General features: G+C 72.0%; 24 protein-coding genes and 1 pseudogene. 11 read left to right on the plus strand and 14 right to left on the minus strand.

The window, feature by feature from the left end:
* Nucleotides 1-48 precede the first annotated feature (48 nt).
* Nucleotides 49-312: a DUF397 domain-containing protein gene (locus AC1P0E_RS18955; RefSeq protein ID WP_482743340.1), complete on the minus strand. Its 264-nt coding sequence runs from the start codon at nt 310-312 to the stop codon at nt 49-51.
* On the minus strand, nt 296-1,135 hold the full coding sequence (locus AC1P0E_RS18960; protein ID WP_482743341.1) for a helix-turn-helix domain-containing protein: 840 nt from the start codon (nt 1,133-1,135) through the stop codon (nt 296-298). Before AC1P0E_RS18960 ends, AC1P0E_RS18955 begins: the two co-directional genes overlap by 17 nt.
* 115 nt (nt 1,136-1,250) lie before the next feature.
* Between AC1P0E_RS18960 and AC1P0E_RS18965 the strand changes: the two genes are divergently transcribed.
* From AC1P0E_RS18965 to AC1P0E_RS18980, 4 genes are all read left to right on the plus strand, one after another.
* Nucleotides 1,251-1,466 carry a hypothetical protein gene (locus AC1P0E_RS18965; RefSeq protein WP_069928212.1) on the plus strand — a complete coding sequence of 72 codons (216 nt, stop codon included), beginning with the start codon at nt 1,251-1,253 and terminating at the stop codon, nt 1,464-1,466.
* Nucleotides 1,463-1,681, plus strand: a complete 219-nt coding sequence (locus AC1P0E_RS18970; RefSeq protein WP_482745982.1) for a hypothetical protein — start codon at nt 1,463-1,465, stop codon at nt 1,679-1,681. Before AC1P0E_RS18965 ends, AC1P0E_RS18970 begins: the two co-directional genes overlap by 4 nt.
* Before the next feature lie 92 nt (nt 1,682-1,773).
* Nucleotides 1,774-1,968, plus strand: coding sequence for a type II toxin-antitoxin system VapB family antitoxin (locus AC1P0E_RS18975; protein WP_482743342.1), 195 nt, complete (start codon nt 1,774-1,776; stop codon nt 1,966-1,968).
* A complete protein-coding gene (locus tag AC1P0E_RS18980) occupies nt 1,959-2,378 on the plus strand; it encodes a PIN domain-containing protein (RefSeq protein WP_482743343.1) in 420 nt (139 codons plus the stop codon). The genes AC1P0E_RS18975 and AC1P0E_RS18980 overlap by 10 nt, the downstream gene beginning before the upstream one ends.
* A gap of 77 nt (nt 2,379-2,455) precedes the next feature.
* Here AC1P0E_RS18980 and AC1P0E_RS18985 read toward each other — a convergent pair whose 3' ends face one another.
* From AC1P0E_RS18985 to AC1P0E_RS18995, 3 genes are all read right to left on the minus strand, one after another.
* A complete protein-coding gene (locus AC1P0E_RS18985; protein WP_482743344.1) occupies nt 2,456-3,988 on the minus strand; it encodes a PTS transporter subunit EIIC in 1,533 nt (510 codons plus the stop codon).
* 40 nt (nt 3,989-4,028) lie between these two features.
* Nucleotides 4,029-4,991 (minus strand): N-acetylmuramic acid 6-phosphate etherase, encoded by a 963-nt coding sequence (gene murQ, locus AC1P0E_RS18990; RefSeq protein ID WP_482743345.1) that lies wholly within the window; start codon nt 4,989-4,991, stop codon nt 4,029-4,031.
* A gap of 64 nt (nt 4,992-5,055) precedes the next feature.
* The gene (locus tag AC1P0E_RS18995; protein ID WP_482743346.1) at nt 5,056-5,988 is read right to left on the minus strand and encodes a MurR/RpiR family transcriptional regulator; all 933 of its coding nucleotides are present in this window, start codon (nt 5,986-5,988) and stop codon (nt 5,056-5,058) included.
* 111 nt (nt 5,989-6,099) lie between these two features.
* Here AC1P0E_RS18995 and AC1P0E_RS19000 point away from each other — a divergent pair, with 111 nt between their 5' ends.
* Nucleotides 6,100-6,459: a hypothetical protein gene (locus tag AC1P0E_RS19000; RefSeq protein WP_482743347.1), complete on the plus strand. Its 360-nt coding sequence runs from the start codon at nt 6,100-6,102 to the stop codon at nt 6,457-6,459.
* Nucleotides 6,456-6,728, plus strand: coding sequence for a DUF4031 domain-containing protein (locus AC1P0E_RS19005; protein WP_482743348.1), 273 nt, complete (start codon nt 6,456-6,458; stop codon nt 6,726-6,728). Before AC1P0E_RS19000 ends, AC1P0E_RS19005 begins: the two co-directional genes overlap by 4 nt.
* Before the next feature lie 70 nt (nt 6,729-6,798).
* Here the strand turns inward: AC1P0E_RS19005 and AC1P0E_RS19010 are convergent, their stop codons facing one another.
* On the minus strand, nt 6,799-8,022 hold the full coding sequence (locus AC1P0E_RS19010; protein ID WP_482745807.1) for a Cmx/CmrA family chloramphenicol efflux MFS transporter: 1,224 nt from the start codon (nt 8,020-8,022) through the stop codon (nt 6,799-6,801).
* Between the two features lie 105 nt (nt 8,023-8,127).
* Nucleotides 8,128-8,796, minus strand: a complete 669-nt coding sequence (locus AC1P0E_RS19015) for an HD domain-containing protein (RefSeq protein WP_482743349.1) — start codon at nt 8,794-8,796, stop codon at nt 8,128-8,130.
* A gap of 154 nt (nt 8,797-8,950) precedes the next feature.
* On the opposite strand from AC1P0E_RS19015, the gene AC1P0E_RS19020 reads away from it, so the two are divergent.
* On the plus strand, nt 8,951-9,646 hold the full coding sequence (locus AC1P0E_RS19020; protein WP_482743350.1) for a copper homeostasis protein CutC: 696 nt from the start codon (nt 8,951-8,953) through the stop codon (nt 9,644-9,646).
* Nucleotides 9,647-9,939: 293 nt separating this feature from the next.
* Here the strand turns inward: AC1P0E_RS19020 and AC1P0E_RS19025 are convergent, their stop codons facing one another.
* A complete protein-coding gene (locus AC1P0E_RS19025; protein ID WP_482743351.1) occupies nt 9,940-12,015 on the minus strand; it encodes a HelD family protein in 2,076 nt (691 codons plus the stop codon).
* 278 nt (nt 12,016-12,293) lie between these two features.
* Between AC1P0E_RS19025 and AC1P0E_RS19030 the strand changes: the two genes are divergently transcribed.
* Nucleotides 12,294-12,491 (plus strand): hypothetical protein, encoded by a 198-nt coding sequence (locus AC1P0E_RS19030; protein WP_482743352.1) that lies wholly within the window; start codon nt 12,294-12,296, stop codon nt 12,489-12,491.
* 134 nt (nt 12,492-12,625) lie between these two features.
* A complete protein-coding gene (locus tag AC1P0E_RS19035) occupies nt 12,626-13,846 on the plus strand; it encodes a glycosyltransferase 87 family protein (protein ID WP_482745808.1) in 1,221 nt (406 codons plus the stop codon).
* Between the two features lie 43 nt (nt 13,847-13,889).
* Here AC1P0E_RS19035 and AC1P0E_RS19040 read toward each other — a convergent pair whose 3' ends face one another.
* Nucleotides 13,890-15,545, minus strand: coding sequence for a DNA repair helicase XPB (locus tag AC1P0E_RS19040; protein ID WP_482743353.1), 1,656 nt, complete (start codon nt 15,543-15,545; stop codon nt 13,890-13,892).
* 103 nt (nt 15,546-15,648) lie between these two features.
* On the opposite strand from AC1P0E_RS19040, the gene AC1P0E_RS19045 reads away from it, so the two are divergent.
* Nucleotides 15,649-16,191, plus strand: a complete 543-nt coding sequence (locus AC1P0E_RS19045) for a VanZ family protein (RefSeq protein WP_482743354.1) — start codon at nt 15,649-15,651, stop codon at nt 16,189-16,191.
* Between the two features lie 36 nt (nt 16,192-16,227).
* Here the strand turns inward: AC1P0E_RS19045 and AC1P0E_RS19050 are convergent, their stop codons facing one another.
* Nucleotides 16,228-18,771: a helicase-associated domain-containing protein gene (locus AC1P0E_RS19050; RefSeq protein ID WP_482743355.1), complete on the minus strand. Its 2,544-nt coding sequence runs from the start codon at nt 18,769-18,771 to the stop codon at nt 16,228-16,230.
* A 79-nt stretch (nt 18,772-18,850) separates the two neighbouring features.
* Between AC1P0E_RS19050 and AC1P0E_RS19055 the strand changes: the two genes are divergently transcribed.
* Nucleotides 18,851-19,918 (plus strand): hypothetical protein, encoded by a 1,068-nt coding sequence (locus AC1P0E_RS19055; protein WP_482743356.1) that lies wholly within the window; start codon nt 18,851-18,853, stop codon nt 19,916-19,918.
* A gap of 4 nt (nt 19,919-19,922) precedes the next feature.
* On the opposite strand, the gene AC1P0E_RS19060 is transcribed toward AC1P0E_RS19055, so the two are convergent.
* The 4 genes and pseudogenes from AC1P0E_RS19060 to AC1P0E_RS19075 all read right to left on the minus strand — a co-directional run bounded on the left by AC1P0E_RS19060 (nt 19,923) and on the right by AC1P0E_RS19075 (nt 24,014).
* Nucleotides 19,923-20,909, minus strand: a complete 987-nt coding sequence (locus AC1P0E_RS19060) for an ABC transporter substrate-binding protein (protein ID WP_482743357.1) — start codon at nt 20,907-20,909, stop codon at nt 19,923-19,925.
* Nucleotides 20,910-21,133: 224 nt separating this feature from the next.
* A pseudogene (locus AC1P0E_RS19065) lies at nt 21,134-21,925 on the minus strand (ABC transporter ATP-binding protein); the annotation flags it as partial.
* Nucleotides 21,922-22,983 carry a FecCD family ABC transporter permease gene (locus AC1P0E_RS19070; protein WP_482743358.1) on the minus strand — a complete coding sequence of 354 codons (1,062 nt, stop codon included), beginning with the start codon at nt 22,981-22,983 and terminating at the stop codon, nt 21,922-21,924. The pseudogene AC1P0E_RS19065 and the gene AC1P0E_RS19070, both read right to left, overlap by 4 nt.
* Nucleotides 22,980-24,014 carry a FecCD family ABC transporter permease gene (locus tag AC1P0E_RS19075; protein WP_482743359.1) on the minus strand — a complete coding sequence of 345 codons (1,035 nt, stop codon included), beginning with the start codon at nt 24,012-24,014 and terminating at the stop codon, nt 22,980-22,982. Before AC1P0E_RS19075 ends, AC1P0E_RS19070 begins: the two co-directional genes overlap by 4 nt.
* Nucleotides 24,015-24,024: the final 10 nt, after the last annotated feature.

Consider the following 24,024-nt stretch of genomic DNA (forward strand, 5'->3'; position numbering starts at 1 on the left):
CGGCGTCCTGCCCTCCACCCCGGCCCGGGGTGGAGGGCAGGCGTCGCTCTAGCGCCGCTTGAGGTCCGCGACGAAGGCGGTCCAGGTGGCGGTCGGGAACACGAGTGCCGGGCCGTCGGGGTTCTTGGAGTCGCGGACGGGGACGATGCCGGGGTGGCCGTCGGAGACTTCGAGGCAGTCGCCGCCGTCTCCGCCGCTGTGCGTGGACTTGCGCCAGGTGGCGACCTCCAGGCAGTTGCCGCCGCTGCCGTCGCTGTAGCTCGACTTGTGCCAGGTCGCGGTGGTCAGGTCGTACTCAGGGCTGATCTTCATGCGCGTAATCCTCCGCCACTGATGTGATCAAGGCCAGGGATTCCTTGGGTGACAGCGCCATGGCCCTGACCAGATCGTAGGTCAGTTCGTGACGGGCGACCGTGGCCGGATCGTCCTCCAACTTCCCTGCCTCCGGCCCCTGGACGTAGGCGAGCGGGGGTGCATCTTCGAAAGCCATCAGTTTGAGGCCACCGTTCATCGCCGCATGGGCGCCCGCCCCGAACGGCAGCACCTGCACGATGATCCGGTGGCGTCGGACCATCGCCGCCAGGTGGTGCAGCGCACCCGCCATCTCCGCAGGCTCGCCGACCTCTCGGCGCAGTACCGCCTCGTCCAGAACCGTCCACAACAACGGCTTTGTTGGGTCGTCGAGGAGGTGCGCGCGCTCCAGTCTCGCGGCCACCAGTTCGTCGATGACCGTCTCGGTCGCCGTCGGCTGGTACGCGCGGAAGATTGCCCTCGCGTACGGCTCCGTCTGCAATAGGCCAGGGATCAGCAGCGGCGCGTACTCCTTGATAGCCGTCGCGATGGCTTCTGCCTCGGCCGCCTCCGCGAAGTGGTCCGGGTACTTCGACTTCGTGGACGCCTTGCAGTTCCGTTCGAAGAACCCGCCCGTTTCCAGGATCTCGTCTATCTTCACGGCGTACTCTGGCATCATCCGACGCGTACCGGCCTCCAGTTGACCGATGAACGAGCCGCTGACGAAGAGCGGCTGGCCGAGTTCCTCCTGGGTGAGGCCCTCCTTCTCGCGCGCGTGGCGCAGTTCCGCGCCGAGCAGGGCGCGGGGGGAGGAGGAGGGGTCGAGATCCTTTGGTCCGGGCATGGCAACTCCCTGTCGTACACGTGGGGTTGTTGGGCCGTCGTCACTGACAGGCTAGTGCCGATTCGGACACGCTGTGTGAGGAAAGCGAATACACAGAGTGCGGAGGTGCCTGGTCATGGTGGTGCGATCGTCGGAGCGGCTGCGGGCTGCGGAAGAGGTGGTGGCCCAGTTGCGGGAGGGGCTCGGGGTGGTGGCGGTGACGCTGCCGTCGCTGCGGGTGGACGTGGTGTCGCTGGCGAGCGAGGCGCCGTATCCGCTGGTGGACCTGGGGCGCTGCAACCTCGACACGGCGATGCGGCTCGCCGCCGTACTCCAGGGGCTCAAGCCGTGACGGGAGGCGAGCCGGCTGCGGGGGAGTACGCCGTCGATGTGCGGGACGGGCGGGTGGGCCGGGTCATGGGGCGCGTCGGCACGTACGTACAGCTACGGCCGCCGGGCGGGGGCCGGGAGTGGGACTGCCCGCCCGAGGACGTGCGGCCGGCTCCACTCGGGGAGGTGCTGAGGGCGCGGGTGCGGGAGATCAACGCGGAAGGGCGACTGCCGTGACGCGTGGCCGTGCCGCTTGTAGGTATGTCCGCTACTCTAGGTGTAAGGAATCGTGCGAATCGTATGCCTGGAGGCGGCTAATGTCGCGCACCATGATCGACCTGGATGATGTGCTGGTTGCCGAGGCTGCCGAGATACTGGGCACCACGACGAAGCGGGCCACCGTCAACAGCGCTCTGGCGGAATTTGTCGCCGCGGCCAAGCGGCAGCGGTTCATGGAGATGCTGGATGAAGGGGTTTTCAGCGACCTCGGTAACCCGGAAGTGATGGCGAAGGCGTGGCAGTAGCCCGATACCTGGTCGACAAGAGCGTCTGGGCGCGAGCGAGGCACCCCTCGGTCAGGACGGTGCTGCAGCCGCTGGTGCAGCGCGGCCTCGTAGCGACCTGCGCCGTCGTGGATTTGGAGATCTTGTACAGCGCCCGCAACGCGTCGGAGCATGCTGCCGGGCGTTCGGTCCGGAAGGGGTTCGACTGGCTTCCCATGACCGACGAGATCGGCGCGCGGGCAGTCGAGATCCAAGGGCTCCTGGCGGGCAAGGGAATGCACCGAGAGGCTTCGATTCCGGATCTGCTGATCGCGGCCACAGCTGAGCGGCACGGGGTGACAGTCCTGCACTACGACGGTGACTTCGACCACATCGCCGGATTCACGGGGCAGCCCACCGAGTGGGTGGTGGAGCGCGGGTCCGTGCCGTGAGCCGAGTGCTCGGCGTCGTGCCGGCAGGGGAGGGCGCCCCCGTGCCGGCACAGTTCCGGCTGGTGGCCGTGGCTCTGTCAGAGCGTCGCGGGTTCCCTCTGCGGACTGTCCGGGTCGGGCGGGCCGGAGGCACTGATGTGGTTGGGGGACGGGGCCGCGTCGGCGTCGCTGTTGAGGTCGGTCAGCATCTGCTTGCTGAAGCCGAAGAAGTACGTGGCCAGGAAGCCCGCGACGTAACCGATGACCAGGCCGGCGGCGTAGACCGCGATCATCGTGCCCACGCCCTGGTTGCCGTCCAGGAGGGGGAACAGGGCCCAGCCGGACGGGCCGATGGCGGTGGAGCCGACCGAGTCACCGAGCTGGCTGAAGAGGCCGACGAAGCCGCCGCCGAAGGCGCCGCCGATGCACGCCGTGATGAACGGGCGGCCCAGGGGGAGTGAGACGCCGTAGATCAGGGGCTCGCCCACGCCCAGGAAACCGGCCGGGAGCGCGGACTTGATGGTGCGGCGGATCGAGCCGTTGCGGGGGAGGCGGACGTAGACCGCGACGGCCGCGCCGACCTGGCCCGCGCCTGCCATGGCGAGGATCGGCAGGAGGACTGTGAAGCCCTGCTGCTCGATGAGGGTGGCGTGGATCGGGATGAGGGCCTGGTGCAGGCCGAGCATGACGAGGGGGAGGAACAGGCCGCCGAGGACGAAGCCCGCCGCCGCGCCGCCGGTGGCGAGCAGCCAGCCCGCGAAGTCGCCGATGGCGGTGGAGATCTCACCGGCCACGAACATCAGGCCGAAGACGGTGACGAGGCCGGCGACCAGGACCGTGACGGTCGGGGTGACCAGGACGTCGAGGGCCTCCGGGACCCAGCGCCGGCACCATTTCTCGACGTACACAGCGAGCACCGCCGCGCCGAGCGCGCCGAGCACACCGCCCTGGCCGGGGGACAGGGGCTGGCCGAACGCCTCGATCTTGGCGACGCCAGGGAAGACGATGATCGCGGCGACCGCGCCGCCCAGGATCGGCGTACCGCCGAATTCCTTTGCGGTGTTCAGGCCTACGAAGACCGCGATCAGGGCCATGAAGCCGGTCGCGATCGCGGCGAGGGCGGGGGTGACGGCAGGGAGCCGGCCGAGGTTGACCAGCAGGCCGTTGAAGCCGGCGATGATGCCGCAGCCGATGAGGGCGGGGATCAGCGGGACGAAGATGTTCGCGATCTTGCGCAGGAAGAGCTTGAAGGGGGTGGCGTTCTTCGCCTTCCGCTCGGCCTTGATGGCGGCGCCCTGCGCGGCGAGTTCGTCGGCGGCGAGGGGGGTGGCCGGGTCCGGTGTGGGGGTGGGTGTGAGGGTGGTTGCCGCCCGTTCCTCCTCGACCAGGGCCTCGAACTCCGGGGTGACCCGGGCGACCGTGCCGGGGCCGAGCACGATCTGGTACGTCGTGTCCTCGACCACTCCCATGACGGCGGGGAGCGCCTTCAGCTCCTCGTCCCGGACCAGGGCGCGGTCACGCAGGCCCAGCCGGAGGCGGGTCATGCAGTGGGCGATGGAGGTGACGTTCCCCGCGCCTCCGACGAGCGGAAGGATCGCGGCGGCGGTGGCGCGGTTCTTGTTCTCTGTCATGGTGCGTGGTGCCTTGCTGTGCGGGGGTGGTACTTGCAGTTCAGCGCCTACGGGCGGCGGCGGCCCGCAGCGCCACGCGCAAGTGGCCCCGCGCTTCGTCGAGCAGGGTGGCGGCGGTGGGGCCGTCGACGGACCCGAGGAGCACCAGGATGGCGTCCTTCACCTCTCCGTCGGTGGCGGTGAGCGCGGCCTCGATCTCCGTGTCCTGCGCGCCCGTCGCGAGCGCGACGATGCGGCGGGAGCGGGCGCGCAGCTTCTCGTTGGAGGCGCGTACGTCGACCATGAGGTTTCCGTAGGTCTTGCCGAGGCGGATCATCGTGATGGTCGAGATCATGTTGAGCACGAGCTTCTGGGCCGTGCCCGCTTTGAGGCGGGTGGAGCCGGTGAGGAGTTCCGGGCCGACCACGATTTCCAGGGCGTGCTCGGCGGCGGCGCCCAGTGCGCTGTCCGCGTTGCAGGAGAGGCCGATGGTGAGGGCCCCGCGCGTGCGGGCGTGTTCGACGGCGCCGATCGCGTACGGGGTGCGGCCGGAGGCCGAGATGCCTACGACGGTGTCGTCGCCGGTCAGGCCGAGTGCGTCCAGGTCCTCGGCCGCCAACTCCTTGGAGTCCTCCGCGCCTTCGACCGCCTTGACCATCGCGGACGGTCCGCCCGCGATCAGGCCGACGACTTCGGCGGGGTCGGTGTTGAAGGTGGGCGGGCATTCGCTCGCGTCCAGTACGCCGAGTCGGCCCGCCGTGCCGGCGCCCGCGTAGACGAGGCGGCCGCCGCGAGCCATCCGTTCCGCGGTGGCGTCGATGGCGGCGGCGATCTGCGGGAGCCGGGCGGCGACGGCGTCGGGGACGGTGCGGTCCTCGCCGTTCATGATGCGGGCGATCTCGGCCGTCGGCAGCTGGTCGATCTCGGCGAGCTCGGGGCGGAAGGCCTCGGTGGTGAGGGTGGCGAGCTGGGCGCGCAGTTCGCCGTACGGATTGGAGGTCGCGTTCGCGCTGGTGGAGGTCATGAGGAGTGCGGCTCTTTCTCGTCGTACGGCTGAGATGTGGGGCTACCGGCTACCCGGCTGTCGGCTACCGGCTGCCGCTGCGGGGCGTGTGGCGGTGCGCCAGCGCCTCGTAGGAGGCGGCGAGGGCGGGGGCGGCCGTTTCGTACGTACGCTGGGCCACGCCTATGAACAGGCAGTCCACGACGAGGAGTTGGCTCGTACGGCTGGACATGGCCGCCGGGCGCAGTTCGCTCTCGCGGGCGGTCGACGTGGTCAGGATGTGGTCGGCGTACTGCGATACGGGCCCGTCCGGGCGGCCCGTGATCGCGACCGTCGTGGCGCCCCGGTCGAAGGCGACGCGCAGGGGCTCGATGGCGTCGCCGGTGGAGCCCGAGTGCGTGATGGCTATCGCCACGTCGCCGGAGCGCAGCTGCACGGCGTTGGTGACGGCGAGGTGCGGGTCGGTGTGCGCGTGTGCGATGAGGCCGATGCGGAGCAGCTTCTGGGCGAGGTCCATGCCGACGAGGGAGGAGGCTCCGACGCCGTAGATGTCGATGCGGCGGGCTGCGGAGAGGGCGGTGACGGCGGCGCCGAGCTGGACGGTGTCCAGGCCGGCGGCGGTGTCGGCGAGGGTCTGCTGTTCGTCGTACGCCAGCTTGGTGACGACGTCCGCGATGGGGTCGTCGACGGAGATGTCGGCGGTCACGGCGGGCGCCCGGCCCGACTGCTGCTGTGCTGCGAGGCCGGCGAGGGCGAGGCGCAGGTCGCGGTAGCCGGGGTAGCCGAGGAGGCGCGCGGTACGGACGACGGTGGCCTCGCTGGTGCCGGTGAGCTCCGCGAGGCCGGTGACCGTGAGGGCGGCGCAGCCGGCGGGGTCGGCGGCGACGGCCTCCGCGACGCGCTGCATGGAGCGGGTCATGGAGGGGGCGAGGGTCCGTACCTTGGCTGCGAGGGCGGCGGGGGCGGGCGGGGCGGCCCTGCCGGAGCCGGTGAAAATTTCCTTCACTTCATTGGTCACTACTGAAAGATATTTTCCGCAGTGTTCGGCCGTCAACCCCCACCTGGGGCCGCTGCGGTTGAGGTTGCGGGGCCTGCGGGGGCGGGTGCGGGGCGCGCGACAATGGGTCGTATGGACCCCATTCCCTCTCCCGCCGAACAGGCCCTGCACGCCGCCCGCGCGCTGGTCATGGCCGACCTCGCGGCCCGCGACGTGGCTCAGGCGGACGTCGTGTCGCTGGTCGAGGACGCGATTGTGCACCGCCGCTGGTGGGTGGAGCAGTGGCCCGAGGGCGCGGAGTACGTCGCGGGCCTGATCGCCCAGGACGTTCAGGACGCGCTGCTGAAGGGGTACGGCCGCTGGCCGATCTGCCCGGTGTGCACGGCCGGCGAGCCGCACGCGCTGGAGGTCGAACCGGAGCTGGGGCCGGACCCGCACTGGGTGTGCACGAAGGCGGCCGTGATCGTGGCGCCGATCGGCAGTCTGCGGTGACGCTGTACATCGACCCGCCGACGTGGCCGGGCCACGGGCGGATGTGGTCGCACCTGGTGAGTGACGTCTCGTACGAGGAACTGCACGCCTTCGCGGCGGCCATCGGGTGCCCGCCACGTGCGTTCGACCGCGACCACTACGACGTGCCGGATGCGCGGTACGCGGATGCGGTGGCCGCGGGGGCGGTGGAGGTGGGCTCGAAGGAGCTGGTGCGGAGGCTTACGGGGGCGGGGTTGCGCAGGCCCAAGGGGCGGCCGGCACCGGGGTAGGTGGCGGGGGTGCGGTGCGGGTGCGGTGTGGGTGCGGTGCGGGTGCGCCGCAGGCAACTCGCGTCCGGCCTTACGGCCCGGTGCGCTCCGACGCGGTGAAGTTCGTGGCCGGGGGCTTCGCCGAGCTCGCGATCACGCGCGAGCCGCCCCCGCGCCGCTGGAGCCGCAGCGAGAACGCCACCGCCACCAGCGCCAGCACCGTCATCGCCGCCCCCGCCCACGCCGTCGACGAGAAGCCGAAGTCCGCGTCGATCACCGTGCCGCCGAGCCACGGGCCGCCCGTGTTGCCCAGATTGAACGCCGCCGTCGTGGTCGCCCCGGCCAGCGTCGGCGCCGCGCCCGCGACGTTGAACATCCGGGCGTTGAGCGCGGGCGCGGTGTAGAACGCCGAGAGCCCGAGCAGGAACGACAGGGCCACCGCCACCACCGCGCTCGAAGCGAAGAGGGCCAGCGCCACCAGGAAGACCGTCGACGCCGCGATACCGCTGATCAGTACGCCGAAGAGGTGCGCGTCCGCGACCCGCCCGCCCACCGTCGTACCGATCAGCGCACCGATGCCGAACAGCGCCAGGACCGTCGGCACCCAGCCCGCGTCGAGGCCCGCCACATCGGTCAGCAGCGGCGCGAGGTAGCTGAACGCGCAGAAGACGCCGCCCGCCGCGAGCGCCGTGATCGTGATCGCGAGCCAGACCTGGCCGTCACGGTAGATCGCCAGCTCCCGCTTGAGCCGCGGCTTCTCCTCGGGGAGGGGGATGCGGGGGATCAGCGTCACGACCCCCACCAGCGCGAGCGCCGACGCCGCGCCCACCGCCCAGAACGCCGACCGCCAGCCGAGGTGCTCGCCGAGGAACGCCCCGGCGGGCACGCCCAGTACGTTCGCGATGCTCAGTCCGCCGATCATGACGGCCATCGCCCGCGCCCGTGAGTTCACCGGCACCATCGCGATGGCGACCGCCGCCCCCACCGCCCAGAACCCGGCGCACGCGAACGCGCTCACGACGCGCGAGGCGAAGAGCAGCTCGTACGAAGGCGCCAGTGCGCCGGCGACCTGGCCGAGGCCGAACACCGTGATCAGGGCGATCAGGGTCGTACGCCGGGGCAGGCGCAGCGTGGCGACGGCCAGCAGGGGGGCACCGATCACCATGCCGATGGCGAAGGCCGAGATCAGGAGCCCGGCCTGCGGGATCGAGACGTCCATGTCGGCGGCGATCGGCGGCAGCAGCCCGGACAGCATGAATTCGCTGGTTCCGAGGGCGAAGACCGCCATGCCGAGTATGTAAACGGCCAGGGGCATGCGGGTGCGTCGGTCGGCAGAGTCGGGCATGACAGGGGAGAACACCACCGGCGCCGCTTACATTCCCGCCCGGGTTGGCATTCCCGCTCCCGTTCCCCCTCCTGCTCACACCGTGAGCAGTTCCAGCTCCGTCGCCAGGTTCTGCCGCGCCCGCGCTTCCCACTCGGCCCGCCCGTGCGGCGTACGGAACAGCGTCGGCAGCTCCAGGAGCTGCCGCAGCACCGCCGCGCGCCCCTCGCGGAACGCGGCGTCGGGGACGAAGCCGTACTCCTCGCGCACCGCTGCCGCGTAGGCCGCGTACGGCGCCGGGGGCGCGGCCAGGATCGCCAGGTCCGCGTCGCACAGGGCCTCGCCGTTGGTGTCGCCGGGGGCGGGGTCGTGGGTGGCGGTGAGGCGGACCAGGCGGGCGACCTCGGCCGTACGGGCCTCGTCGAGCCCCAGCTCGGACAGCGCGCGCTCGGCCAGGAGGGCGCTGCGCTCCTCGTTCTCGGAGCGGTCGGGGCGGTAGACCGCGTCGTGGAACCAGGCGGCGAGGCGGACGGTGGCCGGGTCGTCGGCGTGGGCGGCCAGGGTGTCGAGGTGGCCGAGGACCGCGATCAGGTGGTCGGTGGAGTGGTAGCGGCGCTGCGGTTCGGCCCAGCGGGCGAGGAGGTTCTCGGCGTACGGGCGGGGGTCGGCGGAAAGCTCGCTGCCGGCGGGGACGGTGTTCAGCCAGCGGCGGATCAGATCGTCGTGCGCGGGGTGGCGTGGGGTGGCGGCGGCCGTGGCGTTCATGTCCCTCATTCTGCCGCCGGGCACGCTGCGTTCGGTCTGGGCTCTGCGTGGGTGCGTGGTGCGTGGGTGCGTGGGTGCGCTGGCGGGGCTTGGGCTCTAGGGTGGATATTGGACTAGACCTGTAGTCGCCGTTTTTCCCGAGGAATGGGGTCCCATGAACAACCGTGCAGTCCTGGAGGTGATCGCTCTCGACGCGGAGGACGCGATCGCCGCCCAGTCCGGAGGGGCGGACCGGCTCGAGCTGGTCACCGACATGGCGGCGGACGGTCTGACCCCGTCCCGCGAGACCTTCGGGCGGATCCGGGCGGCGGTGGACATCCCGCTGCGTGTGATGCTGCGGCTGGCGGACGGGTTCCTCGCCGGGGACGTCGACGAGCTGGTGCTGGCGGCGCAGGGGATGCTCGCGGAGGGGGCTGACGAGTTCGTACTCGGTTTCCTCGACGCGGACGGGAATCCCGATCTGGTCGCGGTCGAGCGGGTGGTGGCGGAGATCGAGGGGTGCAGGTGGACGTTCCACCGGGCGATCGACCGGGCGGTGGACCGTGTCGCGTTGCGCAAGCGGCTCGCGGAGCTGCCCGGCCTGGACACGTACCTGACGGCGGGGGCGGCGGAGGGCGTCGACGCGGGGTTGCCGGTGCTGTTGGCGGAGGCGGCGGCGGGTAAGCGGGGTGCGCCGGGCTATCTGCCGCAGCTGCTGGTCGGCGGTGGTCTGCGCCTCGACCATGTGCCGGCGCTGAGCGCCGCCGGTATCGATGCGTTCCATATCGGCGGGGCGGCGCGGCCGGGGGGCTGGGCGGCGCCGGTGTCGCCGGAGGCGGTCCGCGCTTGGCGGGTGGCGCTGGACGGGTAGCGGGGGCGGGGGGTGCGGGGCGGTGCGGGCGGCACGGCGCGGTGCGGGTGCGGGTGCGGGGCGGTGCGTGCGGGGCGGTGCCGCTGCGCGGGGCTTTCCCCTACCCGCCCCTTCCCGAACTGGGGCGCTGCCCCAGACCCCGCTCCTCAAGCGCCGGAGGGGCTGATGGTGCCGCTGAGTGGGAAGGGCGGCAAATCCAGCCCGTCCGGGGTCTGGGGCTTGCCCTCACGCGGCGGAGCCGCAAATGTCACAGCCGCGCCGCGTGCGCGACGGTTCGCGTAGTGGCCGTTCGCTCAGTGCAGCGGCGTCGGGAGCGGTGCCGTGTGGATGATCGTCAGGCCCGACACCGCTCGGGTCAGCGCCACGTACAGGCGACGCAACCCGGTCCGCTCGTCCGGCTCGCCCGACACCACCGCCGACGGCTCGTCCAGTACCACGTAGTCGTACTCCAGACCCTTCGCCAGCGACGTCGGCACCAGTGTCAGCCGGGACTCCGCCGTCGTCTCCTCGCCGGGGGAGAGGTACGCGTGGCCCGCCGCGGTCAGTGCCGCCGCCAGCTCCGCCACGCGCGCGTCCGCCGCGATCAGCCCCGTCGAGCCCTCGTGACGCAGCGCCTCGGCGCATGCCGACACCACCGCTTCCGTCAGTGCCGCCGGATCCACCCGGCGCACCGCCAGTGCCCCCGCGCTCTCCCGCACCGACGACACCGGCGCCAGTCCCGGCGAGATCACCGGCAGCAGCCGTGACGCGTAGGCGATGACGTCGCGCGGCACGCGGAAGCCCGCCGTCAGTTCCTCGACCGCCGCGTCCGGCTTGCCCAAGTGGCGAAGTGCCTCCGGCCAGCTCGCCGTCGCCCACGGCGTCGTCCCCTGCGCCAGGTCGCCCAGTACCGTCGCCGAGCCCGTCGTGCAGCGGCGGCCCACCGCCCGGTACTGCATCGGCGACAGATCCTGCGCCTCGTCGAGCACGACATGCCCGAGCGAGTGCGTACGCGAGATCAGATCCGCCGCCTCGTCCAGCAGCACAACGTCCGCCGCCGACCACTTCGCGGACTTCACCGACCGCGCCGGCTTCGCCCACAGGATGCGCTTCTGCTCCTCCGCCGACAGCAACCCCTCCGCGTGCTCCGCCAGGAAATCCGCGTCGGAGAGGAGGCGCAGCACCAGCTTCGCCGGGTCCACCGCCGGCCAGGCCGCCTTGACGGCCGCCTTCACCGCCGGGTTGCGCGCCACCGCGTCCTGCACCCGGTCGTCGGGCGCCTCGCCCGCCTCCTCCATGCGTACGAGCACCGCGTGGGCGATGCGCTGCGGGAGCGCGTCGTGGGCGGCGCCGTAGCGGATGTCGCGGGCGAGCAACTCGCCTACGATCTCTTCGACTTCGTACGCCGGGACCCGCCAGCGGCGCGAGCCGCGCACCACCACGACGGGCTCGGCCGGGACGGTGACGTGCGAGCGCAGTGCCCTTCGCAGCACCTGCGCCATCCGCGCGTCGCCCTTGATCACCGCGGTGACCGCCTCGTCCGTGCCGCGCACCTCGCCGTGCGCCGCCACCAGGTCGTCCACCGTCGCCTGTTTGACCTCCAGCTCGCCGAGCGCGGGCAGCACCTGCTCGATGTAGTGGAGGAAGGACTTGTTCGGGCCGATGACCAGCGTGCCCGTGCGGGCCAGCCGGTCGCGGTGCGCGTAGAGGAGGTACGCGACCCGGTGCAGGCCCACCGCCGTCTTCCCGGTCCCCGGACCGCCCTGCACGCACACGCTGCCGGACAGGCCGGACCGTACGATCTCGTCCTGCTCGGGCTGGATCGTCGCCACGATGTCCCGCATCGGGCCGACACGCGGGCGTTCGATCTCCGCCTGGAGCAGCTTGCTGGTCCGCGCGGCCTCTGCCGGGTCGGAGAGGTGTTCGTCCTCGTACGCCGTGAGCTCGCCGCCCGTGTAACCGAAGCGGCGCCGCAGCCCGACGTCCAGCGGGTCCTTCTTGGACGCGCGGTAGAAGGGCTGGGAGACGGGCGCGCGCCAGTCGATGACCATCGGGTCGCCGTCCGGGTCGTGGACGTGGCGCCGGCCGATGTAGAAGCGTTCCCCTTCCGCCCCCTCCGCCTGGTCCGCGCCCACCGCGTGGAGGTAGTCGAGGCGGCCGAAGAACAGCGGGGTGTGGGAAAGGTCGGCGAGCGACTTGATGCGTTCCTCGATCTGGGCGCTCAGGACGACGGCGTTGACCCAGTTCGCGGTGACGTCGCGGATGTCGAGGGCCTGGGCGTCCTCGCGCATCGACCGCAGCGCGGCGCGCGAGGCGGTGAGGTGGGCACGCTCGCGCCCCAGGGGATCGGGGTCGCGTTCGAGGGAGTGGCTGAGGTCGGGCGCGGGCACGGTGCTGCCTCCGGAGGGGATCACACGAGGGGATCGCGTGGGGGATCACTGCGTGGACCGGCCGGTTTCCGTCCGGGCGGCGGCGCTCCACGAAGGGAGGCGGGAAGACCGGGGATTGTAGTCGCGGGGGCGTCGCACGGGCCAATGGTTTTCCGCCCCGGAGGGACGCCGGGAGGCGTTGCCCTAGGGGTGGGGTCAGACCCCGGGAGGAGGCGGGCGGCGCGGAGTTCAGCCCGCAGACCGTTGTGCACAAAATGTCCGGAATCCATCATGGAGACATGACTTCATCGACCTTCACCCCAGGCCCGTCCGCCCACCGGAACCACCCCGTCGGCGGCGCCACAGCCATGGGCGACGCGCATCCCGGCCACCGTTTCGGCGAGGCCCTGCGCGCCGTCAAGGTGTTCGTGAGCGCGGCGTTCAGCGTGGCTGTCCTCGGTGAGTACGCGCAGGAGGCGGGCGTGAAGCGCTACTGAGCGCACGCCGCTCCACAGGGCTGCTCCCCGGTCCGGTCTCCGACCCGCTCTCCGACCCGCTTCCGCTGTCCACTAGGGTCGCGGCCGTGGAACAACGGAGTGTGACCCCTCGATCACCGGCCGTACCGGCCCGGATGCCCGCCGGCATCCTGCTCGCCGTATCGCTGGCCGCGCTGGCCACGCTGTGCGTACTCCAGCACATCCCCATGGCCGACACCCTCGTCTACCGGGCGGAAGGTGCGGCCGTCGCGAACGGCACCGACCTGTACGGGTTCACCGTCACCCAGTGGCAACTGCCCGCCACCTACCCGCCGTTCGCCGCGATCCTCTTCGTACCGACGACCTGGCTGCCGATCGGCGCCCTCAAGGTCGCCTTCGCCGTCGGCAACACCGCGCTCCTCGCGCTCCTCGTCCATCTCTCCTGCCGGTTCGCCCGCCTCCCGGCCGGCCCCGCGGTCGTCCTCGCGGGAACCGCGGTCGGCGTGTGGCTCGAACCCGTCTTCCAGACGATCCTGTTCGGACAGATCAACCTCGCTCTCGTGTGTCTCGTCCTGTGGGACCTGACCCGTACGGACGACGCGATCGGCAAGGGTTTCGCGCTCGGCGTCGCGGCGGGCGTCAAGCTCACGCCCGCGATCTTCATCGTGTACTTGCTGCTGACAGGCCGTGTACGCGCCGGCCTCACCGCCCTCGCCTCGTTGACCGGCACGGTACTGCTCGGCGCGCTCGTACTGCCGCATGCCAGCGTCGACTTCTGGACCCGGCGGGTCTTCGAGACCGGGCGGGTCGGCAGGGCGTGGATCGTCGACAACCAGTCGCTGCAAGGGCTGTTGGCACGCGTACTGCACGATCCCGAGCCCGGTCCGGTCTGGCTCGCGGCCGCGGCACTCGTCGCGGCGGCCGGGCTGTGGGCCGCGCACCGGGCGGCGGTCGGAGCGGGCCGCGAGACATGGGGCGTGCTGGCCACCGCGGCGACGGCGCTGCTGGTCTCGCCGATCAGCTGGTCGCACCACTGGGTGTGGTGCGTGCCGGTGCTCGCGGTGCTCGCGGCGGAGGGGCGGTGGAAGGTGGCCGCAGCGGTGGCCGCCGCCTTCCTGGCCCGGACGCTGTGGCTGGTGCCGCACGAGGGAGCGCTGGACCTCCGGCTCCCCTGGTGGCAGCAGCCGCTGGCGTCCCCGTACCCGCTGCTGGGGCTGGCGCTGCTGGTGTACGCGGCGGGACGGGGGCGTGTCCGCCGGTTGGTCCCTCAGCCGCGCCCCGTCCCCCCGGCGGCCAAGTCCGCCGTGACGGGAAAACCCGCCCCGGCGGGACGCATCGCCACTCCAGGTCGCCGGGCGGGCCGGGCGGGCGACTAGAACAGGCGGAGGCGGACGCGGAGGTGCTCGTGCGGGATCCGCGTTACGGCGTGGTGCCGTCGTCCGCCATCAGTTCGTCCGCGTCCACGATCCGGTACGCGTAGCCCTGTTCCGCCAGGAAGCGCTGGCGGTGTGCCGCGAAGTCCTGGTCGATCGTGTCGCGCGCGACCACCGAGTAGAAGTGCGCCTTGTGGCCGTCCGCCTTCGGGCGGAGGACCCGGCCCAGGCGCTGAGCTTCCTCCTGGCGGGAGCCGAACGTACCCGACACCTGGATCGCGACCGTCGCCTCGGGCAGGTCGATCGAGAAGTTCGCGACCTTCGAGACGACCAGCACGCTGATCTCGCCCTGCCGGAACGCCTCGAACAGCTTCTCGCGCTGCGCGTTCGACGTCTCGCCCTTGATGACCGGGGCGTCCAGATGCTCACCCAGCTCGTCGAGCTGGTCGATGTACTGGCCGATGACGAGGATCTGCTGGCCCGCGAACTTCCGTACCAGCGCCTCCGTGACCTTCCGCTTGGTCGCGGTCGTCGCGCAGAAGCGGTACTTCTCCTCCGCCTCCGCCGTCGCGTACGCGAGCCGCTCGGTCTCGGTCAGGTTGACCCGTACCTCGACACAGTCGGCGGGCGCGATGTACCCCTGCGCCTCGATCTCCTTCCACGGCGCGTCGAAACGCTTCGGCCCGATGAGGGAGAAGACGTCCGACTCGCGGCCGTCCTCGCGCACGAGCGTCGCCGTCAGGCCGAGGCGGCGGCGCGCCTGGAGGTCCGCCGTGAACTTGAAGACCGGTGCGGGCAGCAGATGCACCTCGTCGTACACGATCAGGCCCCAGTCCCGGGAGTCGAAGAGCTCCAGGTGCGGGTAGATGCCCTTCCGCTTCGTCGTCAGGACCTGGTACGTCGCGATGGTGACCGGGCGGATCTCCTTGCGCGTACCGCTGTACTCGCCGATCTCCTCCTCGGTCAGCGACGTCCGCTTCACCAGCTCGTGCTTCCACTGGCGGGCCGAGACGGTGTTCGTGACGAGGATCAGGGTGGTGGCTTTGGCTTGAGCCATCGCGCCTGCGCCGACCAGTGTCTTTCCCGCGCCGCAGGGGAGTACGACCACGCCCGAGCCGCCGTGCCAGAAGCCCTCGACGGCCTGTTTCTGGTACGGGCGCAGCGCCCAGCCGTCCTCCGCGAGCTCGATCGCGTGGGCCTCGCCGTCGACGTAACCCGCGAGGTCCTCGGCCGGCCAGCCCAGCTTGAGCAGCGTCTGCTTGATCTGGCCGCGCTCGGAGGGGTGGACGGCGACCGTGTCCGCGTCGAGCCGGGTGCCGACCAGCGGCTGGACCTTCTTCGAGCGCAGGATCTCCTCCAGCACCGGGCGGTCCGTGGAGGTGAGGACGAGGCCGTGGACGGGGTGCTTGGAGAGGGTGAGGCGGCCGTAGCGGGCCATCGTCTCGGCGACGTCGACGAGGAGCGCGTGCGGGACCGGGTACCGGGAGAACTCCACGAGCGCGTCGACGACCTGCTCGGCGTCGTGTCCGGCGGCCCGTGCGTTCCACAGGCCGAGGGGCGTCACCCGGTACGTGTGAATGTGCTCGGGGGCCCGCTCCAGCTCGGCGAAGGGCGCGATCGCCCGACGGCAGGCGTCGGCGAGCTCGTGGTCGACTTCGAGGAGCAGCGTCTTGTCGCTCTGGACGATGAGGGGTCCGTTCACGCGTGTTTCGGCCCTTTCTGCGGCAGGTCGGCCCGTACGGCCAAACGTCCAGTGTGCCGCATCGCATGCGATACGGGTCGAGAGTCGGGGTAGGCGGGTGTCCATGACAGCTGAAGCGGATGAAGCGGATGGCGCGGTCGACGCGCAACCTCGTCGCTCATGGGGGCGGGCGCTGCTGCGGGCCCTCGCGGTCGCCTTGGCCTTTGTCGGCCTCGTGCTCTTCTCGGCAGTACTGGCACGGCTGACGCTCGCGCCCTCGCAGGCGTCGGAAGCCCTGGTCACGACCAACCTGCGGCCCGGTGCCTCGCTTCGGCAGTACGCCGAGGACTACACATTCCTCGCCGCGTGCAAGCAGATCGGCGGCAACCTGCTGCTGGGCATGCCGTTCGGGCTGCTGCTGCCGGTGCTCGTGCCGCGCTCGCTGCGGCTGCTGCGTGTGGTGGCTCTCACGGTGGTGGTGATGGTGCTGGTGGAGCTGGCGCAGGGGGCGATCGTGGAGGGCCGGGCGTTCGACGTCGACGACGTGATCCTCAATACGACGGGCGCGCTCATCGGCTACTTCCTCCTCGGCCGCCGGATCGGCCGGTCGGTGCACGCCCGGCGCGCGCCGCGCGGGCGGGGGGACACGGTGCCTTCCGGCAAGTGACACGCGCCCCCCGGCGCCGTGGCGTCCGCCCAGCGGCTAAGGGCTGTCCGCCAGCTCCGCCACGCCCGTGATGCGGTGCAGGGGGTACGTGCGGACCTCGTCCGCCGTGTGGTCGTACGCCGTGACGAAGCCGCCCTCCACCCGCACCGGCGCGATCACGCGCTGGCTCGCCGCCCCGTCCGCGTTCACGTAACCGATCCACACCGCCGAGCCGGTCAGGGCCGCCGCCTGGACCGTGGCCAACGTCTCGGCGGGGGTCGTGCGCGGCAACTCGCCGGGGGTGGGCGCCGCCCCGGTCGCGGCCGCCGCCGGGACTTCCTTGCGTACCGCCGTGGACGCCATGTCCCCCGCGCGGATCGCCCGCAGCGCCGCCCCCAGCAGCGTGTCGTCCGGCGTCGGCGGGCCTTCCGGCACCGGTACGGGCGCGGTGCGCGGCGGGGTCCGGTAGGCGTGGGCCCTCGTGATCAGTACGTCTCCGGCCGCCGACTCGCCAGCGGGCGCGAAGCCCATCCCCCGCAGGCCTTCGAGCAGCGTCGCCGGGTCGCTCTGCGCGGCCAGCACGGTGGGGGCGAGACGCCGCAGACCCAGCGGCTGCGACCGCTTGTCGGCGAGGATCTCGCCCAGCATCGCGTCGTCGTCGCACCGTACGTAGGCGGAAGCGGCGCCGATCCGCAGGTGCCCGTGCTTCCTGGCCACGTCGTCGATGAGGTAGCTCAGCGGCTGCGGCACGGGCGTACGGCTGTGCTCGGCCAGGAAGGTGTGCAGGTCCGACGCGGCCCGGCCCGCGTCCAGCGCCCGCCGCACCGACGCGGGCGTGAAGCGGTACACGGTCGCCCCGCCCTTCGACTCCACATCGGCCAGTACGTCGAGCGTGTCGGCCAGCGGCCGCCGCAGCGGCCCGGGGGCGACGGCGGTGAGGTCCGCCTGGAGCAGCACGTGGTCCAGCGGCTCAGGGATCAGCGGGGCGAGCAGAGCCGCGGCGGTCACGGCGGCCGCGGCCTCCTCGGCGTCGCTCGCCCGCGTGTGAGCGGTGCCTCCGGCGGCCACCAGCGCGCGCCCTTGGGAGGACAGCGCCCCGCGCCCCGTCAGGCCCAGGAGCTCCGCCTCGGTGAGCGTCCACAGGGCGATACGCGACCGCAGGTCACCCGGCGACGTACCGGCGCCCCCGGCCTCGGCGGGCGCCCCCGCCCCCCGCAGCGGACGCTCCCACCGCAGCCGGGCCAGCACCTGGTCCGGGGCCGGTGCGGCGCCCTGCGGCAGCTCGGCCAGGAGGGCCAGGACCCGTCGGCGTACCTCCGGGGCCGCCGAGCGGTCCAGGTCGGGGCCGAGCGCCGCCAGGACGCGGCCCTTGCTGTCCTGGCCGCCGACCAGGCCGGCCGTGCGGGTGGCGTGCAGCCAGGCGGTGGCGAGGCGGGTCCACTGGTGCTGCGGCGGGAGGTCGAGCCACTCGTCGTACGCGGGCGTGGCGGCGTACCGCTCGGAGGCCTCGCCGTCGGTGGCCAACAGCCCTGCCGCGTAGGCGAGTTCGACCCAGAACGCGGCCGTGTGCTCGGGGACGTCGAGCGCGGCGGCGGTCCGCTTGAGGTCGCGGACGCTCAGGCCGCCGGAGCGCAGGACGGCCGGGCCGCCCTCGTTCCAGTCCTTGAGCAGCTCCTCGATGGTGGAGAGTGCCGTGTATGCCTGGCCCGCCGCCGTGCCGTCCACAACCTGTGGACGGTATTCGGCGGCGGCTTTGACGACGGGCGGCACCGGCTCCGGCATCCGGTGCGCGCGCCCGGCGCGCAGATGCAGCGCGGCCTCGCGCGGCAGCACGACCGTACGCAGACTCGTCGGCAGCAGAAGTCCGCGATCACGCAGCCATCGCACGGGCGGTGCGGGGTCCGACGTGACCTCGCCGTACGGCGGACCCCACACCAGGCGCTCCAGCACCATCAGCGCCTCGGGCGGCGCCGTGTCGAGCAGTTCGGACATGCGGGTGCGGTCGTTGAAGAGTGCGGCGAGAGCCGTGACCGCCGACACCGGGTCGTGGGTGGGCGGCAGTCCGGCCGCCGCGAGGGTCTCCTGCCAGCGCCCCGGCGACATCCCGGCGGTCGCCTCCGCGACGGTCGGGCCGAGGCCGGTGGGGGACGGGTGCGTGGGGGAGGGGGCGAGCAACTCGCGTGCCGTACGCACCAGGCGCAGCCGGTCGTCCGCGCCCCACAGCAGCGCCTGGTCGCGCAGCGTGGCAACGGCCCCAGGCAGCGCCGCCTCGACCGCCGGGTCGCCGTCGTCGCCGGTCATCAGCGGGCGCAGCGCCTCGTACGGCGCCGGGTCGGGTGCCACGGCCAGCGCCTCGGCGGTCTGGAGCGTGAACCGGTCGAGCCGTTCCAGCGCGCGTACGACCGAAGCGCGCGTCGCCGCGCGGGTCGCGAGCTGCGACAAGTCGTTCGGCACGGGCGAGAGCAGGTCGGGCCGGGCGCGCAGCAGCGCGGCCAGGGACGCGTCGCCGCGGGTGCGCAGTGCTTCCGCGAGCGTGCGTGGTGGCGTTGCGCCTGATCGTTCGGACACGTGCGCCTCCTGGTTGCGCTCGCCGGTCCCCATCCGCCCCACGGTAGCCGGTGTGGCGCTACCGTCGGTGCAGGCAAGTTGGAGGTTGGAGGGTGAGGGGACGGACCGGCGCGTGGGGATCGAGAGCGATCAGCTCGTCTATGACTATCTGAGCCGGGTCGGCGACCTGGCCCAGCAGCACAAGCTGCCCTCCGCGACGCGGATGCGGCTGGTGGCCGGCCTGCGCGACGAGATCGACCGTCAGCGCTCCAAGTTCGGTACGCCGGACTCGCCTGCGGCGGTACGCCGCATCCTCGGTCGGATCGGGTCGCCGGCCGAGCTGGTCGCGCGGGCCGCGTCGGGCGGGACGGTGCGGGGGGCCGCGCGGGGGGCGGAGCACCCGGAGCACGTCGTACTGCCGGAGCACGTCGTGCTGCCGGAGCAGCGTGACAAGTCGAAGCGGCGCGGCGGGTCGAACGGGCGCGGCGGGTGGATTCCCCGGCCTCGTGAGCGCGACAGCGGTCTTGCCCCGCCGGGCGTGGTGGACCAGTCCGCCGGTGCTTCCCCGCCGCACCTCGCCGGATCGGACGAACTCGGGCCGCAGGGCAGCGAACCCGACTGGTGGCGCGTCGAACCGGGGCCGTTCGGGCTGGGCGTCAGCGTGCCGGGATTCACCGGGGGCGTGGAGATCCCCGAGATACTCAAGCCGCCGCCGGTGGAGGGTGACGGCGCGGAGGACGCCGACGCAGATGCCGGAGAAGAAGGCAACGGTGCCGTCGAGGCGGAAGTGGCCCCGCGTCGGCGCCTCCTGCGGCTGCGTCGGCGTACTACCGCCGCGGCCGTCGTCGTACAGCCCGAGGTTGTACGGCCGCCCGTCGGTGTTCTGCTGCTGCTTGCCGCCGCGCTGCTGGTGGTGGGCGCTGTGCTCGGCAACTGGCTTGTTCTGGGCGGCGGCTGGCTGCTCGCGTACGCCTCGCGGCGCATCAGCCGTGCCCAGGCGAAGTGGGCGGTGCTCGGCCTGCCGGGGCTGGTCGCGCTGGGCGGGTTCGTGTGGCTGTGGGGCAGGACCGAGGGCCGGTGGGGCGAGCCGATCGCGCAGGGCGCGATGGGTGAGGCGGTGTCGGGCGTGTGGCCGGTGGTCGTACGGACGGCGGCCGTCGCCTCCGCGCTCTATCTGGTGTGGCGGGCGCGGAGGCGGTAGGAGCCTACTTCGTGAGGTGGGTCTGCATCTCGTCGAGGATCTTGTTCGCGGCGGTGTAGCCGATGCCCTGGATCCACAGCTCGTCGTCCACGCCGAAGACCTTGTCCGCCTTCGCGGCGGGCATGTTCTTCCACAGGCCGCTGTTCAGCGTGTCTGTCTGCTTGGCCTTCTTCGCGTCGCCGTACGTCGAGTGGAAGACGATGTCGGCGTCCTCGCCCGCGAGGTTGATCTTCTCGGGGCTCACGTCGTACGAGAAGCCGTCCTTCGCCTTGTCGGTGATGGCGGGGCGGCCCAGGCCGACGTCGGCCAGGACCGTCGCGATGTAGTTCTGCTTGCCGTAGATGCGGATGTCCGCGCCTTCGATGAAGCGCACCACATTCACGTTCGTCTTCGCGGCCTTGTCCTTGCCGCCGACCGCCTCGGTGACCTTGGCGGCGTGCGCGGTGTAGTCGGCGACGGCCTGCTTCGCTTCGGCCTTCTTGCCGAGCGCGTCGGCGTGGACCTGGAAGTTCTCCTTCCAGGGGTAACCCGTGTTCTCCGTCATCACCGTCGGCGCGAGCTCCTTGAGCTCGTCGTACAGGGCGGCGTGCCGGATCTTGCTGGTGAGGATCAGGTCGGGCTCGAGGGCGGCGATGGCCTCCAGGTTGGGGGTCATCATCTCGCCCACGTCCTTGATGCCCGCGACCTTGTCCTTGGGCAGGTAGCTCAGGAAGCCGGGCTCGGCGGTGGTGTGCGTCGCGCCGACCGGCTTCACGCCGAGGGTGATCGCGGAGTCCAGCTCGGCGGTGTCCAGGACGACGACGCGCTTCGGGTTGTCCGGGACCTTCACGTCTCCCATGGCGGTCTTGACGGTGTGCGTTGCGCCTCCGGCGGGGGTGTTCGGCTTGTCCGCGTCGGAGGAACCGCAGGCGGAGAGTGCCAGGGCGGTGGTGACGGCCAGGGAGCCGGCGATCAGGGCGCGGCGGCGTGAGGTTCCGGTGACGAGGGTCATGAAGAGGGTGCCTTTCGGGGGGTAGCGGTGCGTTCGGCGGCGGTGGTTCCGGAAGCGGTGGCTTCGGGGTCGGTGCTGCGCCGGGGCGTCTCCTCGGGCGCCGAACGTTCGGGTACTGCGTCTTCTTCGGGCTCGTTGCGTTCGACACCCTGCGGGGAGCGCCCCAGCACGTCCCCTCCGGGCACCTTGGTGTGCGAAACGGGGGCGGGCGTGTCCTGCCGGGCCTGCGCCGGGCTCCATGGCAGGCCCGGGATTACCAGTGGTGAGGCGGTTACCGGGTCCGGGATCACGACCGCTGACAGGCCGAAGACCTCGCGTACCAGGTCTGTGGTGACGATGTCGTTGGGGTGGCCCTCGGCGACGATGCGGCCTTCCTTCATCGCGACCAGGTGGTCGGCGTACCTGGCCGCCTGGTTGAGGTCGTGGAGGACGGCGACGACGGTGCGGCCCTGGTCGTGGTTGAGCCGGCGGATCAGGTCGAGAACCTCGACCTGGTGGGAGATGTCCAGGTACGTCGTCGGCTCGTCCAGGAGGAGCACGTCTGTTTCCTGCGCCAGTGCCATCGCGATCCAGACGCGCTGGCGCTGGCCGCCGGAGAGCGCGTCGACCGGCCGTTCGGCGAGGGCTGTGATGTCCGTACGGTGCATCGCGTCGGTCACCGCGCGCTCGTCCTCGTCCGACCACTGCTGCCACCAGCGCTGGTGCGGCTGGCGGCCGCGCGCCACCAGGTCGGCGACGGTGATGGCCTCGGGCGCGACCGGGGCCTGCGGCAGCAGCCCGATTGCCTGGGCGATCTTCTTGGTGGGGGTCTTCGCCAGTTCGGCGCCGTCGAGGAGTACCGCTCCGGTCTTGGGCTTCAGTAGTCGGCCCAGGGCTCGGAGCGTGGTGGATTTGCCGCAGGCGTTCGGGCCGACGATGACGGTCACCTTGCCGTCGGGTACCGCCAGGTCGAGTTCGTGCACGACCGTGCGGTCCTCGTAGGCGAGCGTCAGCTCGCGCGCGGTGAGCCTGCTCACGCCTTGCCTCCAGTGCGGCCTTTGATGATCAGCCAGATCAGGTACGGGGCGCCGACCGCCGCCGTCAGCACGCCGACCGGTAGTTCGGTGGGTGAGAGGAGGCGCCGGGCCAGCAGGTCCGCCAGTACGACGATCAGCGCGCCCATGAGCGCCGAGCAGAGGAGCGGGATCTGCGCGGTTCGGGTCATGCGGCGGGCGATCTGGGGTGCCAGGAGCGCCACGAAGTCGACGGGGCCGGCGGTCGCGGTGGCCAGGGACGCGAGCACGACGCCGGTGAGGACCAGGCCCAGCCGTACCCGGCCCAGTCGTACGCCGAGGGCGGTCGCGGTGTCGTCGTCCATCGATACGGTGCGTTGGGCGCGGGCGGCCCAGAGGATCGCGGGGAGAAGCGCGAGGAGGGCCCAGGTGAGTGGAGCCGCCTCGTCCCAGCCTCGGCCGTTGAGGGAGCCGGTCATCCAGATTTGCGCCTGCTGGGCGACGAGGTAGTCGCCCTTGGTCAGGAAGAGGTGGGTGATGGAGCGCAGGGCGATCGCGAAGCCGATGCCGATGAGCACGAAGCGGGTGGCGTGCAGCCCGCCGCGCCAGGCGAAGGCGTAGACGAGGGCGGCGGCCAGGACGCCGCCGGCGATGGAGAGGTACGGGAGTACGGCGTAGGAGGTGACGCCGAAGGTCATCGCCCCGACGGTGAGCGCGCTCGCGCCCTGGCTGATGCCGATGATGTCGGGGCTGGCGAGCGGATTGCGCGCGACTGTCTGGATGAGCGCCCCTGCTGTGCCGAATGCTGCCCCGACGAGCAGGCCGACGGTCATGCGGGGCAGTCGCAGTGTTCCTACGACGAGTTCGTTCGCCGACGGCCGGCCGAAGAGGACCTTCAGTACTTCGGCGGGGGGGACGTTGCTCTCGCCTGTGGAGAGGTACGCGACGCACGTAGCGGCCAGCGTCAGCGCGAGCGCCCCGGCTACGGCGGCGGCGCGCCGGTGCAGCAGGAAGCGCCCCCGCCCGGCCCGGACGAGCGTGTATCCCGCGGGCCGGACGCCCGCAACCGCGCCGCTCGTCATGCCGGCACCGCCTTTCGTCGTACCAGGGCGACCAGGAACGGCACGCCGATCAGCGCGGTCATCACGCCCGCCGGGACCTCGCCGGGAGGGAAGACGACCCGCCCGACGACGTCGGACACCAGGAGCATCACGGGGCCGATCAGTGCCGCCATCGGCAGCACCCACCGGTGGTCGCTGCCCACGATCGCGCGGGCGATGTGCGGGACCGCGAGCCCGACGAAGGCGATCGGGCCGGCGGCCGCGACGCCCGCCCCGGTCAGGACCGTGGCCCCGATGCCGCCGACGATCCGTACGGTCGCGACGTTCTGGCCGAGACCCTTGGCGACGTCCTCGCCGAGCGCGAGCGCGTCCAGCCCGCGCGCCACCGCGAGTACGAGAACGACTCCCAGCAGGAGGAACGGCCAGATCTGGCCGACGACCTCCGCGTCCCGCCCGGCCACGGACCCGACCTGCCAGAAGCGGAACTCGTCGAGCGCGGCTGCTTGGGTCGTCAGGACCGCCATCGTGACGGAGGCGAGAAGTGCGTTGATCGCGGCGCCGCCCAGCGCGAGCTTCACCGGCGTCGCGCCGCCGCGTCCGCTCGCCGCGATGGCGTAGACGGCGACGGAGGCGAGCGCCGCGCCGGCGAAGGCGAACCAGACGTAACCGGAGAGTGAGTGGATCCCGGCGAAGGCGATGGCGAGGACCACGCCCACGGATGCGCCCTGGCTGATGCCCAGGATTCCGGGGTCGGCGATCGGGTTGCGGGTGATGCCCTGGAGGACGGTTCCGGCGAGCGCGAGTGCGGCGCCGACCATCAGGCCGATGAGGGTGCGCGGCACGCGCATCGTCCGTACGACCTCGGCCGCGTCACTGTGGCCGCCGTGCAGCAGTACGTGCACGACCTCGGACGGCGCGATGTACCGCGCCCCGACGGCGAGGCTCAGCAGTACGGACAGCAGCAGGGCCGCCACGGCCGCGGCGGTCCAGCAGATCCGGCGGGTCACCAGCGCGCGTCGCGGGTGGCTGATGGCGGCTCGCATCTGACCCATTCCGGTCCGG

This window comes from Streptomyces sp. TRD_SC_5 (genome assembly GCF_056836825.1).

Bases quoted from the DNA above. Each gene is read 5' to 3' on its own strand.
- AC1P0E_RS18960 (WP_482743341.1), bottom strand. From the start codon at position 1,135: ATGCCCGGACCAAAGGATCTCGACCCCTCCTCCTCCCCCCGCGCCCTG.
- AC1P0E_RS19045 (WP_482743354.1), top strand. From the start codon at position 15,649: ATGACAGCTGAAGCGGATGAAGCGGATGGCGCGGTCGACGCGCAACCT.
- AC1P0E_RS19060 (WP_482743357.1), bottom strand. From the start codon at position 20,909: ATGACCCTCGTCACCGGAACCTCACGCCGCCGCGCCCTGATCGCCGGC.
- AC1P0E_RS19030 (WP_482743352.1), top strand. From the start codon at position 12,294: ATGACTTCATCGACCTTCACCCCAGGCCCGTCCGCCCACCGGAACCAC.
- AC1P0E_RS19010 (WP_482745807.1), bottom strand. From the start codon at position 8,022: ATGCCCCTGGCCGTTTACATACTCGGCATGGCGGTCTTCGCCCTCGGA.
- AC1P0E_RS18985 (WP_482743344.1), bottom strand. From the start codon at position 3,988: ATGACAGAGAACAAGAACCGCGCCACCGCCGCCGCGATCCTTCCGCTC.
- AC1P0E_RS19050 (WP_482743355.1), bottom strand. From the start codon at position 18,771: ATGGGGACCGGCGAGCGCAACCAGGAGGCGCACGTGTCCGAACGATCA.
- AC1P0E_RS19000 (WP_482743347.1), top strand. From the start codon at position 6,100: ATGGACCCCATTCCCTCTCCCGCCGAACAGGCCCTGCACGCCGCCCGC.
- AC1P0E_RS19035 (WP_482745808.1), top strand. From the start codon at position 12,626: ATGCCCGCCGGCATCCTGCTCGCCGTATCGCTGGCCGCGCTGGCCACG.
- AC1P0E_RS19020 (WP_482743350.1), top strand. From the start codon at position 8,951: ATGAACAACCGTGCAGTCCTGGAGGTGATCGCTCTCGACGCGGAGGAC.
- AC1P0E_RS18975 (WP_482743342.1), top strand. From the start codon at position 1,774: ATGATCGACCTGGATGATGTGCTGGTTGCCGAGGCTGCCGAGATACTG.
- murQ (WP_482743345.1), bottom strand. From the start codon at position 4,991: ATGACCTCCACCAGCGCGAACGCGACCTCCAATCCGTACGGCGAACTG.
- AC1P0E_RS19015 (WP_482743349.1), bottom strand. From the start codon at position 8,796: ATGAACGCCACGGCCGCCGCCACCCCACGCCACCCCGCGCACGACGAT.
- AC1P0E_RS18965 (WP_069928212.1), top strand. From the start codon at position 1,251: ATGGTGGTGCGATCGTCGGAGCGGCTGCGGGCTGCGGAAGAGGTGGTG.
- AC1P0E_RS19070 (WP_482743358.1), bottom strand. From the start codon at position 22,983: ATGACGAGCGGCGCGGTTGCGGGCGTCCGGCCCGCGGGATACACGCTC.
- AC1P0E_RS18955 (WP_482743340.1), bottom strand. From the start codon at position 312: ATGAAGATCAGCCCTGAGTACGACCTGACCACCGCGACCTGGCACAAG.
- AC1P0E_RS19075 (WP_482743359.1), bottom strand. From the start codon at position 24,014: ATGGGTCAGATGCGAGCCGCCATCAGCCACCCGCGACGCGCGCTGGTG.